Here is a 16,228-nt window from a genome sequence, read left to right as displayed (position 1 = left end):
TATGTCTGGACAGTGAGTATTTGGGAAAAGATGAAGTCATGACAGTCAAAGAGATTTTTGAGACCATGGAATACGGCCCCGCCCCCGAAAGCGCCGCCGAGGCACTGGCCTGGCTGGTCGATCAGGGCGACAAGTTCGGACACTATATCGATGGTGCTTTCACCAAGCCGGGCAAAGGGTTTGACAGCCGCAACCCGGCGACCGGGGAGGTTCTGGCCAAGCTGACGCAGGCCAAGCAGGCCGACGTGGACGCCGCTGTTGCCGCCGCGCGCAAGGCTCAGCCGAAATGGGAGAAACTGGGCGGCGCGGGCCGTGCGCGGTATCTGTATGCAATTGCGCGACTGCTGCAAAAGCATTCGCGTCTGTTTGCGGTGCTGGAAAGCCTCGACAACGGCAAACCGATCCGGGAATCGCGTGACATCGATATTCCGCTGGCGCAGCGGCATTTCTATTACCACGCCGGTATGGCGCAGCTGATGGAAAGCGAGCTGCCCGACGCTGAAGCGTTGGGTGTGTGCGGTCAGATCATTCCGTGGAACTTCCCCCTGCTGATGTTGGCGTGGAAGATCGCGCCTGCGCTGGCAATGGGAAATACGGTGGTTATGAAACCCGCTGAATATACCTCGCTGACGGCGCTGTTATTTGCCGATATCTGCACACAGGCCGGTCTGCCGAAAGGTGTCGTCAACATCGTCACCGGAGACGGTACCGTGGGCGAGATGATCGTGGCCTCGGACGTGGACAAGATTGCCTTTACCGGCTCGACTGTTGTGGGCCGCCGCATCCGTGGGGCCACTGCCGGATCTGGCAAGGAACTGACATTGGAGTTGGGCGGCAAATCCGCGTACATCGTCTTTGATGACGCCGATATCGACTCGGCCATCGAAGGGCTGGTGGATGCGATCTGGTTCAATCAGGGTCAGGTCTGCTGTGCAGGTTCGCGCCTGCTGGTGCAGGAAGGCATCGCCGACCGTTTCCACGACAAGCTGCGCGCCCGGATGGACACGCTGCGTGTCGGCAATCCGCTGGACAAATGTATCGACGTGGGCGCGGTTGTGGACCCGGTTCAGTTGCAGACCATCAAAGGAATGGTCGAAAGCAACACAGCGGGCCATGTGCATCAAGCTGCCTGCGATCTTCCCGCAAACGGCTGCTACTACCCGCCGACACTGATCTCGGGGCTCGAGACCTCGGACCCGTTGATGCAGGAAGAGATCTTTGGTCCGGTGCTGGTGTCTTCGACTTTCCGCACACCGGAAGAGGCCGTCGAGCTGGCCAACAACACCCGGTACGGTCTGGCGGCGACTGTCTGGACCGAGAATGTGAACCTTGCGCTGGATATCGCGCCCAAGCTGGTTGCGGGCGTCGTCTGGGTGAATGCCACCAATCTGTTTGACGCCGCTGCCGGGTTCGGTGGGGTCCGCGAAAGCGGCTTTGGCCGCGAAGGTGGTTGGGAAGGGCTGACCGCCTATACCAGACCCAAGGGTAAGGCCAAGCCGCTGGCAAAGGTCGAGGCAGCCATGGGCGAAGGGGCACCGGTCGACCCGATTGACCGCACTGCCAAGTTGTATGTCGGCGGCAAGCAGGCGCGGCCCGATGGTGGTTATTCGAAACCGGTTTGGGGCAAGTCCGGCCTGCTGGGCCATGTGGGTCTTGCCAACCGCAAGGACGTGCGCAACGCGGTCGAGGCTGCGGCAGGTGCCAAAAGCTGGTCCAGAACCACCGGCCATCTGCGGGCCCAGATCCTCTATTACATCGGCGAAAACCTCTCGGCCCGTGCCGGTGAATTCGCGGCGCGGATCGACGCCATGACCGGCAGGAAAGACGGCGCGAAAGAAGTCGAGGCTTCGATCCAACGCCTGTTCACTGCCGCCGCCTGGGCCGATAAGTATGACGGCCAGGTCCATGGTGTTCCGATCCGGGGCGTGGCCATCGCCATGAAGGAACCCGTTGGCGTGATCGGTGCGCTTTGCGCGGATGAGGCACCGCTGCTGGGTCTGGTCTCGGCCATGGCGCCTGCGATTGCGATGGGCAACCGGACGGTTCTGGTGGCTTCTGAGCCCTACCCGCTGGCGGCGACGGATTTCTACCAGATCCTTGAGACTTCGGACGTCCCTGCCGGTGTGGTCAACATCCTGACGGGCAGCCATGCGGAACTGGCGAAACCGCTGGCCTCGCATCTGAATGTCGACGCGGTCTGGTCGTTTTCGTCCACCGACCTGTCGAAAGAGATCGAGGTCGTTTCAGCCGGGAACCTGAAGCGGACCTGGGTCAATAACGCGACGGCATTTGACTGGAGCATGGACCATTCCCGCCGCTTCCTTCAGGCTGCAACAGAAGTGAAAAACATCTGGGTGCCCTACGGCGAGTAGGGCTCCCGCCAAGGGAGCGTTTACTTTGGTACTACCGACTGAGAAAACCAATCGGACTTCTATCGCTCGTTTGGTGATTTTTTCTTTGGTCGGCGCATTTGCGTGCTTGGTATTCTTACTCGCAAATCGCGAAACTCTTGTGCTTCCGATGATTGAGGAGATGCGCAACGAACTCAGTCAAGAGAATGGCGCTCACCCAGTAGATCAAAGATAAAGGGCGTTACATGGATTTTTCAGGACAAACCGTCATCGTGATTGGCGGAACCAGCGGTATCAATCGCGGCATTGCCGAGGCTTTTGCGGCCTCGGGTGCCAAACTGGCCGTGGCCAGCCGGTCGCGGGAAAAGGTCGATGACACCATCGCCGCGCTGAAAGCCGCAGGCGCACAGGATGCGATTGGGGCTGCGTTTGATGTGCGTGATGCCGACGCTGTGGCGGCGGGACTGAAGCAATTCCATGACGCCTTTGGGGATTTCGATGTGCTGATCTCGGGCGCGGCGGGCAACTTCCCGGCGCTGGCGTCCGAGATGTCGGTCAACGCGTTCAAGACCGTGATCGATATCGACCTGATGGGCACGATCCACGTGATGAAGGGGGCGTATCCGTTCCTCAAACGCCCCGGTGCCAGCATCATCAATATCTCGGCCCCGCAGTCCTACCTGCCGTACGAAGGCCAGTCGCATGTTTGCGCCGCCAAGGCGGGGGTGGATCAGATCACCCGCACGCTGTCGATGGAATGGGGTGTCGAAGGGATCAGGGTGAATTCGGTTGTGCCGGGGTTCATCGAAGGCACCGAGGGTGCGAAACGCCTTGCGCCCACCAAAAACGCCCACGAAGAACTGCGCCGCGACGTGCCGTTGGGCCGCTGGGGCCAGCCGCAGGACGTGGCCAACGCCTGCCTGTTCCTCAGCTCGGATCTGGCCAGCTATATCAGCGGCACGGTTCTGGCCGTGGATGGGGCACTTTATCAGCGCGGATCGGGCAAGTTCGGCCAGATGATGGGCGATATGCTGCGGAGTATGAAAAAGGGGTGAGCCGCAACTCACCCCTTGCAGTTCAGTTGGTAGTTTCCAGCCCAACCGGCTTTCCAACAACAGTGAAATGCAGGCCGTCCGGGTCCAACAGTTCGGATGCAACGCGGTTCACGTCTTCCAGTGTGACCGCGTTCACCTTGTCATTGCGGGTGGCGATATAATCGATGGGCAATCCTTCCATCTGCATCCCCACCATGATCCCGGCAATCTGCCCGTTGCCATCAAAGCGCAGCGGATAAGCGCCAGTCAGATAGGTCTTGGCATCGTCCAGTTCCTTCTGCGTCACCCCTTCGGTGGCAGCATGCGCCCATTCGTTGCGAATAACCTCTATCGCCTCGGCAATGCGGTCATTGGCCGATGACACCGACCCCAGGTAAACCGAGGCCAGATCCTTGGGCACAAGATAGGTTCCAACCCCATAGGTCAGGCCACGCTTTTCGCGCACCTCCTGCATCAGACGGCTTTCGAACCCGCCACCGCCCAGGATGTGGTTCAGGATATAGGCGGCAAAGAAATCAGGATCGTCCCGATCTATTCCGGCATGGCCAAACAGCGCCACGGATTGCGGGGTGTCAAACTCGACAACACTGATCCCGCCGGGGATGGTCACGTTGGCCTTGCCCGGGATGGGCTTGCCCGTTTCCGGCAGGTCGGCGAGCAATGTGTCAAGCAATGCGCCCAGTTCTTCGGCCGTGATATCGCCGACGGCCCCCACATAAAGACGATCCTTGGCAAAAACGCTTTCATACGCCGTTACCACATCATCCCGTGTCAGCGCCGAGACGCTTTCGATCGTGCCCTTGCCTTCGGAACCATAAGGGTGATCGCCATAGGCGATCTGGGCAAAGTTGCGGCCTGCAATCTCGTTCGGGTCGGTCTGATCTGATCGCAGCCCGGACAGGATTTGTGCGCGCACACGGTCAACCGCGTCCTGATCAAAGCGCGGTTCGTGAATCGTCTCACGCAGCAGGTCGGCGACCTCATCCCGGTTTTCGGTCAGAAAACGTGCGGAAATCGAAACCGTGTCGTCACCGGCGTTATAGCGGAACGATGCGGCCAGCGCCTCAAGCTCGCGCGCATAGGTCCGCGCGTCCATTTCGCCGGACCCTTCCTCGATCAGCCCGCTCATCAGATAGACGGCGCCGCGCTTGTCCGGGTCGTCCAGCGACGTACCGCCACGAAAGCGTAGCTCGAGCGCGGTGAAAGGGATCGAGTGATCCTCGACCAGCCATGCGGTGATCCCGCCGGGCGAGGTCACTTCTTCAATCTCGATCTCGGCCAAGGCAGGCAGAGCAACCAGACAGGCAATCAGCGTTGCGAGAAACCGTTTCATTGCGTTACCTCATCATCGCGCATCAGCCAGCCGGTGACCGACGCCTCGGGTTGCAGAACATCGCGGGCGGCGGCGATGATTTCGTCGCCGGTCACAGCCTGAAGAATATCAGGCCATGCCTGCACGTCCTGTATTGTCAGGCCGCTGGTCAGGGCGCGCCCATAGCGGTTGCCGATCCCGTCCACATTGTCGCGCGCATAGGTCTGCGCGGCCCGCAACTGCATCTTGATGCGGTTCAGATCGTCCTCGTCGACACCTTCGGCAATGAAATCGGCCACGGCCTGGTCCATGGCATCTTCGGCCTCTTGCAGGGAAACCCCTTCGGCGGGAACGACCAGCAGATCGAATGTTGTGTCATCCAGCGACACGTCACGGTAGAACGCCCCGGTATAAACAGCCATTTTCTGATCAAATTGCAGCTTTTCGTTCAGGTAAGAGGTCGTGCTGCCCCCTAGAAGTTCCGCCAACAGAAACAGGGCTGCCGCCTTTTCCTGATCGCCCGGATCGCGTTCCGGCGCCAGGTAACTGCGCTGGATGTAGGGCTGCGCCACGCGAGGGTCCTTGAAAGTCAGACGACGTTCGGCGGTTTGCGGGGGTTCCTGCGACCGGACCCGTTCCGGCAAATCCGCATTGGCGGGAATCACACCGTAATACTGATCGGCCAGAGTGCGAACCTCGGCGGGATCAACGTCTCCGGTGACAACCAGAATGGCGTTATTGGGCGCGTAGTGGGTCTGGTAGAAAGACAGCGCGTCTTCCAGTTCCAGTTCTTCCATCTCGTGCTTCCAGCCGATGATCGGCACGCCATAACGGTGATTGAGGTATTGTGCCGCGCTCATCTGTTCGCCGAACAGGGCGCGCGGGTTGTTTTCGGTGCGCTGGTTGCGTTCCTCAAGGATCACATCGCGCTCGGTCACGATATCCTCATCGCTCAGGCGTATGTTCCGCATACGGTCCGATTCCATGCGCATCATCAACTCAAGCCGGTCGGCGGCGACGCGCTGGAAATAGGCAGTGTAATCATACGAGGTGAACGCATTATCGTTGCCGCCATTGGCCGCGACGGTAGCCGAGAACTCACCTGGCGCCAAAGTATCTGTGCCCTTGAACAACAGGTGTTCAAGAAAATGCGCGACACCCGACGATCCGATCGGCTCATCCGCCGATCCGGCGCGGTACCAGACCATGTGCTGCACGACAGGCGCGCGATGGTCTTCGACCACGACGACATTCATGCCGTTGTCCAAAGTGAATGTGGTGACCGCTTCTTTCCCGCCCCCGGCAAAAGCCGGGGTGGTGGCGATCAGGGCAGCCGACAAGGCCAGGGCCCGAACCATGGGGCATCCTCCGTTTCGTTTTATAGTATTCAAACTACGGTGGTGCGGCCCGGGTTCAAGCCCGATGACGGAAAGTTAAGAATTATTCATTCGGGGGCGAGGTCGGGGTTTCGACCCCGGCCCGGCGGGCGGCATCGGTTTCCGAATACGGATCGATCGACTGGCGTTCGTAGACCTGATTATAGCGGTCGACGGGGAACAGGCGCAGACCGGTCCAGCGGCCCCGGCGTTTGCGGAACGCGGCATCCTCGGCTTCGACCACTTGCCGTGCATCGGCTGGCACGCCATAACGGCTGGACGCCGTCACAAGCGCTGCATCCGACGACGGCACACCGGCATTGGGGTTCAGGGCGGCGGCATTACCGCCCAGCGCGATCACCGCATCGGCCTGAGGGGTCGGGTCTGTCAGATTTCCACCACCCGGCGTCGGTGCCGGCAGGAACGCGTAATCCTGAGGCTGGGTCAGCGGCTTGACCGGCAATACCGAAAACTCATCCGGACCCTGTCCCGGAGGCGCCAGATCCCGCAGTCCGGGATTCGAACATGCCGCAACCGCAGCGGCAACTGTCAGAACAAATATGGCGCGCGGCATCCGCATTGGTGTCTCCAGCCTGTTTCAGGCGCTTTTATCGCATATCATTCCGCGCGTCACGAGGGCTTTTTGCCGTCAAACAAAACCAGCCCCAGCGCTCCGGCGAATATGAACACATCCGCCAAGTTGAACACAAACGGGTTGTTGATGCCACAGCAGGACATGTTCAGGAAATCCAGAACAAACCCATAAAGAAGCCGGTCGACCACATTCCCAAGCGCTCCGCCGATCAGCATGCCGCCACAGAACAACATGAATTTCGAACGCGTCGAACGACCAAGCCAGACAAGCACACCGATGCAGATCACCACGGACACACCGATCAAAAACCAGCGCGCAGCCTCAGAGTCGCCCTGAAACAGGCCGAAATTGATGCCCCGATTCTCGCCGTATTTGAACACCAGCAGCGGTGGCAGAACATCGATACCGTCGGGCCGTTCAGCCACGCGCAGGACGTGAACGACCAGATATTTGCTGATCTGGTCGATCGCGAAGGCGGCCAAGGCCGCCCAGAGAAGCAGGCGTGACCGCATCAGTGACGGAAATGACGCATACCGGTGAAGACCATCGCCAGACCGGCCTCATCGGCTGCGGCGATCACTTCATCGTCGCGCATGGACCCGCCCGGCTGAATGACGCAGGTCGCGCCCGCTTCGGCGGCTTCCATCAACCCGTCGGGGAAGGGGAAAAACGCATCCGATGCCACGGCAGAACCGATGGTCAGCGGCTGCGGCAAGCCCAGCGTTTCAGCCATACGTTCGGCTTTCTTGGCCGCGATCAGGGCCGAATCCACACGGCTCATCTGCCCCGCACCAACACCCACGGTTGCGCCATCCTTGACGTAGACGATGGCGTTGGATTTGACGTGCTTGGCAACTTTCCACGCGAACAACAGGTCATGCATCTGCGTATGGGTCGGGGCTTTCTTGGTCACGACCTTGAGGTCGTCCATGCCGATGAACCCGTTATCCTTGTCCTGCACCAACAGCCCGCCGGCCACCTGACGGACGGTTTTGCTACCTTCGGTTACATCCGGCAGCGCCTCGGTCGTCAGCAGGCGCAGGTTTTTCTTGGCGGCAAAAATCGCCTTGGCCTCGTCCGAGGCACCGGGGGCGATCACAACCTCGGTGAAGATGCCCGTAATCTCTTGCGCTGTTTCTGCATCCAGCGGCTGGTTCAGCGCAACAATGCCACCAAAGGCCGAAGTACGGTCGCAGTCAAATGCCGCCTTGTACGCCTCAAGAAGGGTTGCGCCTGTGGCTACACCGCAAGGGTTGGCGTGTTTGATGATGGCGCAAGCCGCGCCTTTCGCCGGATCAAACTCGGCCACCAGCTCAAAGGCCGCGTCCGTGTCGTTGATGTTGTTATAGCTCAGTTCCTTGCCCTGATGCTGTACGGCGGTGGCGACGCCGGGGCGGTTGGTGCCGTCCGTGTAGAACGCTGCCTGCTGGTGGCTGTTTTCACCATACCGCAGGGTCTGCTTCAACTCGCCAGCAAATGCGCGGCGCTTTGGGGCGTCCAGTTGCAGCGCATCGGCCATCCAGTTCGACACGGCGGCGTCATAGGCCGCTGTTCGGGCATAGGCCTTTTGCGCCAGCCACTGGCGGAAGCCATAGGACGTCTTGCCGTAGTTTTCTTCCAGCTGATCCAGTAGGGAGGAATAATCCTCGACATCCACCACTACGTTCACGAAGGCATGGTTTTTGGAGGCCGCGCGGATCATCGCCGGGCCACCGATGTCGATATTCTCGATACATTCGTCATAACCCGCGCCCTTGGCGACGGTTGCCTCGAACGGGTAGAGGTTCACGACCAGCAGGTCGATGGCACCGATGCCATGTTCCTCCATCGCCGCGACGTGGGTGTCATTGTCGCGCAGCGCCAGCAACCCGCCATGCACCATCGGGTGCAGCGTCTTGACCCGGCCATCCATCATCTCGGGGAACCCGGTGATTTCGCTGACATCGCGCACCTCTAGCCCTGCATCGCGCAGCGCCTTGGCAGTGCCGCCAGTCGACAGCAATTCGATCCCGCGTTCGGACAGCGCCTTGCCCAGCTCGATCAGCCCGGTCTTGTCGGAAACGGAAAGCAACGCGCGGCGCACGGGGTGAAGGTCGGTCATGGGTCCAAAGGTCCTTTTGGCGTCAGTCAAACTTGGGCTCGTCCCGGTGCGTATCGCGCACGGCATAGGCTGTATCCTGCGCCTTGCTCAGCGTCCACCGGATGCGCGTCGCATACTCCATTGCGCGGCCAGATAGAACGATCTGTTTTGTCGCGCGTGGCTTTAAACGTCCTTTTTCAAGGTAAACACTTGGTTCGACAGATAATTTTCCCACACCATCATGGCGGAAAACCCAGATCTCGCCGCTTTTGAGCGCCATCGACACTGCCGCCCCGCCCAGATCCAGCGCAGCATCAACGTCAGGATGCAGATGAAAACGGATGTCATAGCCAACGCCCCTGAGGCCCGAGGCGTCCATCGCCCTGTCGAACTGACGCTTGGCCTTGTCGGTTGCGGTCAGCAGAATATCCTCGACCGTCAGCTCACGCCCGTCAAAGCGCAATTCGAATGTGCGCGCGTGGGTCAGCCCGAAGACTTTGACATATCCGTCATGCCCAGCCATGAAACGGATGCCTTCGAACGCATCTTCAAAATCGACCGGAACGTCCCGCGGCGCATCGACCAGCGCCTGACTTTCGCGGCCCGGCAACGGGTTGGCCAACCGCGCGCTCGAGAACCCGTCCAGACACAGGGTTGAGTGAGATGGGGTCGCACGCCCGGCACGGCGCCAATCCAACCCGAAACTGGCCCCCGATCCACAATTCACGATCAAAGGGCGACGCCCCGAGGTCAGCTCGAACGCCAGCGTGGATGCGTGCGCGTTGAATGAGGCCGCTCCGGACGGCGGCGCGCTGGCATCCACGATCACCGTGGTGCGTGCTGCGGACAAGCGGGCATAGCCCATTGGCAGTTCGGTCGCCGCCTTGTGCTTGACGCCGCTTTGCGCAAGCGCCTGTTCCAGCCGCCCTTCGACCCCGCGCCCACCGCCGTGAAACCGCGCCAGCGCGCCATCCGCATGGCGCAGACTGCGCAAGGTCGGTGCGATCCGCTTGATCGCCTTGGCCTGCGCAACAGGTGTGCCGCGTCCAAGATCGCTGAGCGCCGCCGACGTCCAGCTGAGCAGCATGAACACTTCAAGCAGCTCTTCCGGGTTGCGTGTTGGAATACCGCCCTGCGCATCCACTTGCCGGTCACACTCGCCAGCCAAAGCCCGCAAGGCCGGATCGGCCATCTGCTCCAGCCCCTCCAGCGCCAACCCGGCTTGTACTAGGCCGGCCAGCGCCTCGAAACGCGGCAACCCGGGCGTCGCAGCTTGCCAGCGTTTGGACAGGAACCATGTTTGTTGCGCCAAAGACCGAAAGAACAGTTTGCTTTGCTTCTCATCTGCCCCGCGCAGCAGAAAGAGTGCATGGTTGATCCAGCGCATCACACGCCGCCCGGTCAGGTCAGGTACCCAGCCCGGGCCCTGCCCGCGGCCATGCGCCTCGATCCAGCCCCAGACCCAGCGCTGCGCTTTTTCCCGTGCGCGCATATCACCGACGGCGGCCAGATCATCCAGCCATGCAAAACCATGGCGTTCCTCGTCAAAGCCGGCGCTGGGGGCAATGACATCCCACAACGCTGTATCGTCTGCCTCGACCAGATAGCCGGCGAACAAGAGATTCCCCGCAACCAGCTGCCGCCCGCGCGCAAACGAACCAACGGTGCGCGGCTGGGGCTGCGCAACAAACCCCGTGGCGGTCTTTTGCCGTTGGCTGAGACGCGCGTAGAAACGGTTCTGAAACCGCATCCACCGACTGGCCATGGTGTCCGAATTTGACATGCGCGTGTTACTCTGCCCCTTGCGCTCTGCTGGCGCTTGAGACCCAACGATAGACCGCGCCGATCGTCAAGTCATCGAAAAGCGTGCACTCAGGCGGATTTGTTCAGGCAGGCGATATAGAACCCGTCCATACCCCCTCGATCGGGCCAGTAGTCGGGCCGCAGACGCAGGCCGCCTTCCTCGGTGATCCAGTTGTCTTCGATGCCGGAGAGCTTCAGTGCCTCGCGATCAACACGCATGTCCGAATACATACCCAGCGCGTCTTCGATCTGAACCTCGCCCTCATCCGGCAGAAGCGAACAGGTGCAATAGACCAGCCGCCCGCCGGGTTTCAGCAGCGTCCATGCGTGGGCCAACATCTGCGCCTGCAATTCGATCAATCCGCCAAATTCCGAGCCATCCTTGGCAAACGGCAAGTCAGGATGCCTGCGGATCGTACCCGTGGCCGAGCAGGGCGCGTCCAGCAAAATCGCGTCGTACTGACCCTGATGGTCCAGCGCGTCACCCACGATGACTTCTGCCGTCAATCCGGTTCGCGCTAGGTTTTCGCGCACGCGTTCTGTGCGCGCCGCGGATACATCCAGCGCCGTCACATCCGCGCCCGCCGCAGCCAGTTGCATGGTTTTACCACCCGGTGCCGCGCAAAGGTCCAACACCTTTTCGCCCGCCTTCGGTGCCAGAACACGCACCGGCAGCGCGGCTGCCGCGTCCTGCACCCACCACTCCCCAGCCTTGTATCCCGGCAAGGCCGAGACCTGACCCGCTTCCAGAATACGCACAGACCCGGTGGGAAGTTTTTCGCCCGAAGGGCTTTCCGCCCCCGGCTTCAGTGTAAGGTCCAGTGGTGCGCCCGCGAAATGCGCCTGTTCCATTCCGGCCACCGCTTCGGCACCCCACGCCGCGAGCAGCGGGTCTCGCAACCACTCCGGCAGGCGCGGGACACGCATTTTCGGCCATGCTTCGGGACCCTCGGACGCGACCTTGCGCAAAACGGCATTCACCAGCCCTTTCAGACGCCCGTGCTTGCGCGAGCGGCTGATGATTTCAACCATGGAGTTCACCACCCCATGCGCAGCTTCCCCGTTGCACAGCTCGACCGCGCCCAGCCGCAGCGCGTTGTGTACGGTCAGGGCGGGTGTTCGGTTCAGGTGATTGTCCAGCAGACGGTCGGCGCGCTCCAGCCCGCGCAGGGTTTCCGACGCCAGCCGCTGGGCACGCGCGCGATCCTCTGGCCCCAACCGATCCAAAGCGCCCGCAGCGAGGCATTCAGACAACAGGCGGCCTTCGCCCAGAACCTGATCCAACAGATAGATTGCGCTGCGCCGTGCTGCTGTCGCGCTGTTTGTCATAGTACCGCCTTCATGTGACCTGTGCCCGCATTGCCATTGGCGGACGCGGGCGTATATCAAGGCTATGCACGGAAAGGAACCCGATGTCATGAGTGACGACCGCAAAGACCTGCCCCCCGCCGCCCAACGCGCGCTGGCCGAAGCGGAAGAACGCCGCCAAAAAGCCCAGGCCGAAGCCAGGGAAATGCCCAAGGAACTGGGCGGGCGCGATGGGCTGGACCCCGCCCGTTACGGTGATTGGGAAAAGAAAGGCATCGCCATCGATTTCTAGGCCCTCAGCCGCGCAGCGCCTTCAGAAAATCATCGATCAGGGCGCGCTGTTTTCTGGACTGCGCCCGATCTTCGGGCCATGTCAGCCAATATCCGTCCTTGGTCTGCAGCTCTGGCAGCTCTAACCTGCGCAACCGGCCATCCTTTAGATCACCGGACGCCAGCGGAACCGAGCCCAGCACAATCCCCATTCCGCGCCTTGCCGCCGAAACGGCGTGTTCCATCGAATCGAAACTGACATGTGATGGCGCGACGTCCCCGTGCCCGTATTTCCGGTTCCACTCGCGCCAACCCGGACGCTCGCCGCGCAGATCGATCAGGGGGGCACCCCATTCAACGCCCGGCGCGGCCATCGGCACCAGCACCTCATGCGCGATCAATGCCGCGTCGCGCCCGGCCCACACGCCGCGACCATAGCGGATTTGCAGCCAGGTGCGTTCCTCATCCAGCGACGACCGGCGCGCAACCGAGTCGGTCATCACCCGCACCTCGGGGCGCAGATTTCGGAACACAGGCAGGGCTGGTACAACAAGGGCGTGGATGTTTGATGACAACCCGGCGACCCTGAGTTCGCGTGGCGATTTTCCAAACAGATCCTCAGTGTTGCGTTCCAACGCCAGCAGGCTGTCCTGCACCAACGGCAGATAGCTTTCACCTTCGACCGTCAGCGACACGCCGCGCGCCTCGCGCACAAACAGGGACCGGCCCAGCCACGCCTCAAGATTGCCGATCCTTTGGCTGACGGCGGCCTGCGTCAACCCGAACTCTTTCGCAGCCGCCGAGAACCCGCCAAGCCGCCCAGCGGCTTCGAACACGCGCAACCAATCCAGCGGCGGTAATCCGGTCTTATTCTTAGCCATTAGTTTTTCCAAGCCTCAGCCGAAATAAGGATTAATTGTCGTAATGCCACGAACGGCGTATCTGCTCAACCAAAGCTCGCGCCGAACAGGAGACCCCCAATGCTGCGCACCGCCACCCACGACACCTCGATTGTTACAGTCGCGTTTGACACCGGGGCCAAGGCCCGTTTCCACGCCATCTGGCTGCGCGACAACGCGCTGGACGCTGATACCCGAGCGCCGGGCAACGGTCAGCGCCTGATCACCATCGGCGATATTCCTGCCGACATCTCGGTCAGTTCAGCCGAGGTGGTCGCGGGCGACCTGCAAGTCACGTTCCAGCCTGAGGGCAAAACCGTCACCTTCCCGGCGGACTGGTTGGCCGAAAACAGCTACGACCGCGATCATGACATTGCGCTGGGTCGCATCGCCCCCGGCATCACGACCTGGGAAAGTGGCATCGCCGCGCCCAGCGGCGATTGGAACGAGGTCCATGCCAGCCCGGCGGCCAAGCGCAATTGGCTGGCCGCTGTGGCCGAGTTCGGCTTTGCCAAGCTGACCGGCGGCCCGACCGAGCCTGAATCATTGCTGAAGGTCGCTGACCTGTTCGGCTATGTCCGCGAAACCAATTATGGCCCCTATTTCGAGGTGCGGACCGAGGTGAACCCGACCAACCTTGCCTATACCGGGCTTGGCCTTCAGGCGCATACCGACAACCCCTATCGCGACCCGGTGCCGACCTTGCAAATCCTCTATTGTCTGGAAAACTCGGCTGAAGGTGGAGAGTCCATCGTTGTTGACGGCTTCCGCGCCATCGAAAAACTGCGTGACGCAAACCCCGAAGGCTTTGCCCTGCTGGCTGGATATCCGGCGCGGTTCGAGTACAAGGGCTCGGACGGGGTCTGCCTGCGGTCGCGCCGCCCGATGATCGAGTTGTCGCCGGATGGCGAGTTGATCGGCATCCGCTTCAACAACCGCTCTTCCGCCCCCTTTGTGGATGTGCCGTTTGACAAGATGGAGGCTTATTACGCCGCCTATCGCCAACTGGGAGATATCATCGACGATCCGGCGATGGGCGTGTCGTTCAAACTGGAACCGGGGGAAAGCTTTATCGTCGACAACACCCGCGTCCTGCACGCGCGGCTTGGCTATTCCGGGGCCGGATCGCGCTGGTTGCAGGGATGTTACGCCGACAAGGACGGGTTGCTGTCCACACTGGCGGCGATGGAGATGGCGCAACCGGAGGCGGCGGAATGAAACCTGATTTCTCGACCCTGAACCGGGACAATATCGTCGCCTTCATCGGTGACATCTTTGCGCGCCGCGGCGGTGAAGAATATCTGGGCGAGCCTGTCACCATGGCCCAGCACATGCTGCAAGGCGCCACCATTGCCGAGCAGAACGGGATGCCCGAGGAAATTATCGTGGGCGCCTTGCTGCACGACATCGGCCATTTCACATCCGAGTTCGGCACCTACCACCCGGATGACACCGAAGACCGTCATCATGAGGACGCGGGCGCCGAGGTACTGGAGCAGTTCTTCCCTTCGGTCATCACCGATTGCTGCCGCTATCACGTGGCGGCCAAGCGGTATCTTTGTGCCACCAAACCCGAGTATTTCAATCGCCTGTCCGCCGCATCGGTTCACACGTTGGAACTGCAAGGTGGTCCGATGAGCGCCGAAGAAGTTGCCGCATTCGAAGCCAACCCGAACCTGAAAGAGATCATTCAGGTCCGCTATCTGGATGAGGCCGGAAAACGCGCGGATATGGAAACCCCTGACTTTGCACATTTTGCGCCGATGGTGCAGCGTATGGTCGACAAGCACATGGAGGCCGCATGAACGCCCCGGAATATATCTTTGAAGCCAGCACCAAACCGTCGTTGCCCTGGCACGAGGTTCCCCTGATCCGCGCGACGGACGCCTCGGTCAAAGGCTATGGGTGTCTGGTCGATGATCCCGAAGGGTTCGAGATCGAGATCACCCGCTGGCCACAACAGGGGTGGCGGCCGATCGATGAAGGCACCGGCGACGAAGGCGGCTGGGTCGAAGGCACCTTTCGTGGTGAGTGGAAGGGCGACGTACTTTATGGCGAGAACGAAGCGGTCAATGGCCACTATGTCCTCGGCTGGTCCACCGATCCGCAGCAGGCACAGACAAGCCGCCAAACAGCGCCCCGCGATCAGGTGCTGCTGTGGCACATGAACTACCACCCGGATGGCGGGCAGATGTTCTGGCCGCTCGACAACAAGCCCTTCATCATTCCTGCTGCATTGCCCGGCGACAACCTGACACCAGAAAAGGTGGTGGCGTTCTGGTGCGACGGTTCGCGCGGGCTGTATATCCATCCCGGTATCTGGCACGAGGGGATATTCCCGGTTGAAGACAACCAGCGGTTCCTCGATCGGCAGGGTGCGGTGCACGCCCGCGTCAGCGCTGATATCGGTCAGGAATTTGGCGTCTACCTCGCCTGCCCGCTGCGCGCCGACAAGATCAGGGATTTGTGATCAGAGCCCCCCGATGAGCAGATCGGCAACGCGCGATCCAAATCTGCGTAGCCAGCAGGTATGGTACGAAGAACGCGAAGTTCTGAACCTGATCGAAAGGGCCCGAGAAATCAGGCTCTGACCCCAACCCGCCGGTCAACAGATACCAAACCGTATAATGCACACGGTAGAGCCACGACCCCAGCGCCAGCCAGAACAGCCGCAGACCCCATGCCCAATGGCCAGCACGATCCGGGATTACAGCCATGCGCGCCACCATCAGAGCTGCAGTGAACAGGCAGAGCCCATACAAGAAAAACGCTGCAGACATCATCGGTCCACCGATCGTTCCCCGCAGGGGGATATAGGTCATTCCTGCCAGCCCGGTGATCAAAGCCGACGCAATCAGAGCCACACCCAAGCCGCGGTGAAACCGATTGTATTTCAGCCGAAGCCCTTTCAGCAGCTGCAGCGGCACAAGAGCCACCAACACCGTTCCGGCAAGGATATGCAACATCATCGCCGCATTAGCGACACTCTGGTCATAGGCAAACAAGTAGCTTTTTTGTGCCGCGCTCTCAGACAGCCCGACGCCGATCATGTCAAACCCCTGCGCGACGAAGGGCAGCAGGGTCAGATAGAACAGGACCAGCACCAATCCGGTCATCACACGTGATGTCAGGTTCCGCATACGCCCGAGTGTAACGCCGTCGAGCGGCCCGTCTATGGC

15 protein-coding genes are annotated in these 16,228 nt (G+C 61.0%); 6 read left to right on the top strand and 9 right to left on the bottom strand.

What is annotated here, in order from left to right; genetic code table 11:
- Window positions 1–38 precede the first annotated feature (38 nt).
- Both ACR0ES_RS17650 and ACR0ES_RS17645 read left to right on the top strand, forming a co-directional pair.
- Window positions 39–2,372, top strand: a complete 2,334-nt coding sequence (locus ACR0ES_RS17650) for an aldehyde dehydrogenase family protein (protein WP_480871426.1) — start codon at window positions 39–41, stop codon at window positions 2,370–2,372.
- Between the two features lie 224 nt (window positions 2,373–2,596).
- Window positions 2,597–3,406: an SDR family oxidoreductase gene (locus tag ACR0ES_RS17645; protein ID WP_480538540.1), complete on the top strand. Its 810-nt coding sequence runs from the start codon at window positions 2,597–2,599 to the stop codon at window positions 3,404–3,406.
- Between the two features lie 22 nt (window positions 3,407–3,428).
- Here ACR0ES_RS17645 and ACR0ES_RS17640 read toward each other — a convergent pair whose 3' ends face one another.
- From ACR0ES_RS17640 to ACR0ES_RS17610, 7 genes are all read right to left on the bottom strand, one after another.
- Window positions 3,429–4,739, bottom strand: a complete 1,311-nt coding sequence (locus ACR0ES_RS17640; RefSeq protein ID WP_480560499.1) for a M16 family metallopeptidase — start codon at window positions 4,737–4,739, stop codon at window positions 3,429–3,431.
- Complete coding sequence (locus ACR0ES_RS17635; RefSeq protein WP_480487775.1) at window positions 4,736–6,076, bottom strand: M16 family metallopeptidase; 1,341 nt, start codon at window positions 6,074–6,076, stop codon at window positions 4,736–4,738. Before ACR0ES_RS17635 ends, ACR0ES_RS17640 begins: the two co-directional genes overlap by 4 nt.
- 82 nt (window positions 6,077–6,158) lie before the next feature.
- Entirely contained in the window at window positions 6,159–6,674 is a 516-nt protein-coding gene (locus ACR0ES_RS17630; RefSeq protein ID WP_480482853.1) for a DUF3035 domain-containing protein, read from the bottom strand.
- 50 nt (window positions 6,675–6,724) lie between these two features.
- A complete protein-coding gene (lspA, locus tag ACR0ES_RS17625) occupies window positions 6,725–7,201 on the bottom strand; it encodes a signal peptidase II (RefSeq protein WP_480487777.1) in 477 nt (158 codons plus the stop codon).
- A complete protein-coding gene (purH, locus tag ACR0ES_RS17620) occupies window positions 7,201–8,790 on the bottom strand; it encodes a bifunctional phosphoribosylaminoimidazolecarboxamide formyltransferase/IMP cyclohydrolase (protein WP_480871425.1) in 1,590 nt (529 codons plus the stop codon). Before purH ends, lspA begins: the two co-directional genes overlap by 1 nt.
- Before the next feature lie 22 nt (window positions 8,791–8,812).
- Window positions 8,813–10,552, bottom strand: coding sequence for a heparinase II/III family protein (locus ACR0ES_RS17615; protein WP_480871424.1), 1,740 nt, complete (start codon window positions 10,550–10,552; stop codon window positions 8,813–8,815).
- A gap of 89 nt (window positions 10,553–10,641) precedes the next feature.
- Window positions 10,642–11,901: an RsmB/NOP family class I SAM-dependent RNA methyltransferase gene (locus ACR0ES_RS17610; RefSeq protein ID WP_480871423.1), complete on the bottom strand. Its 1,260-nt coding sequence runs from the start codon at window positions 11,899–11,901 to the stop codon at window positions 10,642–10,644.
- Window positions 11,902–11,989: 88 nt separating this feature from the next.
- On the opposite strand from ACR0ES_RS17610, the gene ACR0ES_RS17605 reads away from it, so the two are divergent.
- The gene (locus tag ACR0ES_RS17605; RefSeq protein WP_209505084.1) at window positions 11,990–12,172 is read left to right on the top strand and encodes a DUF1674 domain-containing protein; all 183 of its coding nucleotides are present in this window, start codon (window positions 11,990–11,992) and stop codon (window positions 12,170–12,172) included.
- Window positions 12,173–12,176: 4 nt separating this feature from the next.
- Here ACR0ES_RS17605 and ACR0ES_RS17600 read toward each other — a convergent pair whose 3' ends face one another.
- The gene (locus tag ACR0ES_RS17600) at window positions 12,177–13,031 is read right to left on the bottom strand and encodes a LysR family transcriptional regulator (protein ID WP_480622587.1); all 855 of its coding nucleotides are present in this window, start codon (window positions 13,029–13,031) and stop codon (window positions 12,177–12,179) included.
- Window positions 13,032–13,130: 99 nt separating this feature from the next.
- Here ACR0ES_RS17600 and tmpA point away from each other — a divergent pair, with 99 nt between their 5' ends.
- Genes tmpA through ACR0ES_RS17585 form a run of 3 tightly spaced genes read left to right on the top strand, consistent with a single transcriptional unit; the run spans window position 13,131 to window position 15,519 of the window.
- The gene (gene tmpA / locus ACR0ES_RS17595; RefSeq protein WP_480774268.1) at window positions 13,131–14,267 is read left to right on the top strand and encodes a 2-trimethylaminoethylphosphonate dioxygenase; all 1,137 of its coding nucleotides are present in this window, start codon (window positions 13,131–13,133) and stop codon (window positions 14,265–14,267) included.
- Window positions 14,264–14,854 carry a (R)-1-hydroxy-2-trimethylaminoethylphosphonate oxygenase gene (tmpB, locus tag ACR0ES_RS17590; RefSeq protein ID WP_267363507.1) on the top strand — a complete coding sequence of 197 codons (591 nt, stop codon included), beginning with the start codon at window positions 14,264–14,266 and terminating at the stop codon, window positions 14,852–14,854. The genes tmpA and tmpB overlap by 4 nt, the downstream gene beginning before the upstream one ends.
- Window positions 14,851–15,519, top strand: a complete 669-nt coding sequence (locus ACR0ES_RS17585; protein WP_267363508.1) for an ureidoglycolate lyase — start codon at window positions 14,851–14,853, stop codon at window positions 15,517–15,519. The genes tmpB and ACR0ES_RS17585 overlap by 4 nt, the downstream gene beginning before the upstream one ends.
- Here the strand turns inward: ACR0ES_RS17585 and ACR0ES_RS17580 are convergent.
- Entirely contained in the window at window positions 15,506–16,189 is a 684-nt protein-coding gene (locus tag ACR0ES_RS17580) for a DUF2306 domain-containing protein (RefSeq protein WP_480487788.1), read from the bottom strand. The two genes, ACR0ES_RS17585 and ACR0ES_RS17580, sit on opposite strands and share 14 nt — an antisense overlap.
- Window positions 16,190–16,228: the final 39 nt, after the last annotated feature.

The organism is Ruegeria sp. N7, from assembly GCF_056531345.1.
The sequence above is the reverse complement of the archived record's forward strand: the minus strand, read 5'-3'. Positions and strand labels throughout refer to the sequence as shown.

What these genes read in the sequence shown, in the direction of transcription:
- ACR0ES_RS17650 (WP_480871426.1), top strand. Translation starts at nt 39, where the DNA reads ATGACAGTCAAAGAGATTTTTGAGACCATGGAATACGGCCCCGCCCCC.
- ACR0ES_RS17645 (WP_480538540.1), top strand. Translation starts at nt 2,597, where the DNA reads ATGGATTTTTCAGGACAAACCGTCATCGTGATTGGCGGAACCAGCGGT.
- ACR0ES_RS17640 (WP_480560499.1), bottom strand. Translation starts at nt 4,739, where the DNA reads ATGAAACGGTTTCTCGCAACGCTGATTGCCTGTCTGGTTGCTCTGCCT.
- ACR0ES_RS17635 (WP_480487775.1), bottom strand. Translation starts at nt 6,076, where the DNA reads ATGGTTCGGGCCCTGGCCTTGTCGGCTGCCCTGATCGCCACCACCCCG.
- ACR0ES_RS17630 (WP_480482853.1), bottom strand. Translation starts at nt 6,674, where the DNA reads ATGCGGATGCCGCGCGCCATATTTGTTCTGACAGTTGCCGCTGCGGTT.
- lspA (WP_480487777.1), bottom strand. Translation starts at nt 7,201, where the DNA reads ATGCGGTCACGCCTGCTTCTCTGGGCGGCCTTGGCCGCCTTCGCGATC.
- purH (WP_480871425.1), bottom strand. Translation starts at nt 8,790, where the DNA reads ATGACCGACCTTCACCCCGTGCGCCGCGCGTTGCTTTCCGTTTCCGAC.
- ACR0ES_RS17615 (WP_480871424.1), bottom strand. Translation starts at nt 10,552, where the DNA reads ATGTCAAATTCGGACACCATGGCCAGTCGGTGGATGCGGTTTCAGAAC.
- ACR0ES_RS17610 (WP_480871423.1), bottom strand. Translation starts at nt 11,901, where the DNA reads ATGACAAACAGCGCGACAGCAGCACGGCGCAGCGCAATCTATCTGTTG.
- ACR0ES_RS17605 (WP_209505084.1), top strand. Translation starts at nt 11,990, where the DNA reads ATGAGTGACGACCGCAAAGACCTGCCCCCCGCCGCCCAACGCGCGCTG.
- ACR0ES_RS17600 (WP_480622587.1), bottom strand. Translation starts at nt 13,031, where the DNA reads ATGGCTAAGAATAAGACCGGATTACCGCCGCTGGATTGGTTGCGCGTG.
- tmpA (WP_480774268.1), top strand. Translation starts at nt 13,131, where the DNA reads ATGCTGCGCACCGCCACCCACGACACCTCGATTGTTACAGTCGCGTTT.
- tmpB (WP_267363507.1), top strand. Translation starts at nt 14,264, where the DNA reads ATGAAACCTGATTTCTCGACCCTGAACCGGGACAATATCGTCGCCTTC.
- ACR0ES_RS17585 (WP_267363508.1), top strand. Translation starts at nt 14,851, where the DNA reads ATGAACGCCCCGGAATATATCTTTGAAGCCAGCACCAAACCGTCGTTG.
- ACR0ES_RS17580 (WP_480487788.1), bottom strand. Translation starts at nt 16,189, where the DNA reads ATGCGGAACCTGACATCACGTGTGATGACCGGATTGGTGCTGGTCCTG.